At 47.0% G+C, this 1092-nt stretch carries 1 protein-coding gene; it reads right to left on the bottom strand.

The annotated features are described in order from the left end of the window. Positions 1–1016, bottom strand: a 1016-nt coding sequence (locus R7Z77_RS24065; RefSeq protein ID WP_318136887.1) for a flagellin, incomplete at its 3' end; no start/stop codon positions are given. Positions 1017–1092: the final 76 nt, after the last annotated feature.

Raw genomic sequence — 1092 nt, forward strand, 5'->3', positions numbered from 1 at the left:
GTATCTTTGATACGGCTCTTCGACGCATTCACGTTCTCGTTAATGTTGTCCAAGTTGCTGATTGCGTGGTTGAAACGGTTCTGGAATGCACCCAGCTCTGCGCGGTGGCTGTCTACGTATTTCAGTGCCGCATCGATGATAGCAACAGATTCTTGTGCGCCACCAACTGAGGTTACGTCGATAGTATCTACTGTTACTTTTTTGCCTTCGCCTAAGCCTAGTTCACCAGATAGACCGCCTGAAAACTCGACCTCGCCCTCAACTTTGTTGTTGCCAGCGAAGATTTGCAGTTTACCGTCTTGGTCTACTGAGGCTTTCACTAGGTCAGTTTGGCCGTTAATGTAAGTCGCAAGCTCTTCGATATCGTCACCCGCTTTTGCGCTGATGTTGATTTCTTGCTCTTGGCCGTAGCTGTCCGTTAGGTTGATTTTTAGGTCGTTCTTACCTTCAGCAATGTTCCAGTCTTTACCTTTACCACTTTCAGCTTGGTAGCTCACACCGCCCATCATTTTGTTGTCTGAGCGCATGTCTTTTAGCTCAAGCATCACTGCTTCACCGTTATCCGCACCGATTTGGAACGATTTCGCACCGTGTGTGCCGTTTAGCAGCTTGTTACCACCGAAAGAAGTGGTTTCTGCGATACGGTTTAGTTCGTCGTTTAGCGCGGTCACTTCTTCTTGAATCGCAACACGTTCTGCTTTCGAGTTTGAACCGTTTGCTGATTGTAGAGACAAATCACGCATACGTTGAAGAATGTTAGTGGTCTCATTCATTGCACCTTCAGCAGTTTGTGCAATCGAGATACCGTCGTTCGCGTTGCGAACCGCTACATCCAAACCACGGCTTTGTACGTTCAAACGGTTCGAGATTTGTAGACCCGCAGCGTCATCTTTCGCGCTGTTGATTTTAAAACCTGAAGACAAACGCTCCATAGAAGTTTGTTGAGCTGAGTTTGCGTTGTTTAGGTAACGCTGAGCGGTCATCGCTGATACGTTAGTATTTACATTCACTGCCATGGTGATTTCTCCAATTGATTTTCCGGTGTAGCGGTTTCCGACGTCTCGGAAAACCAAGTAGTTCTCTCAAAGTTAC

Source organism: Vibrio sp. 1401, from assembly GCF_033340295.1.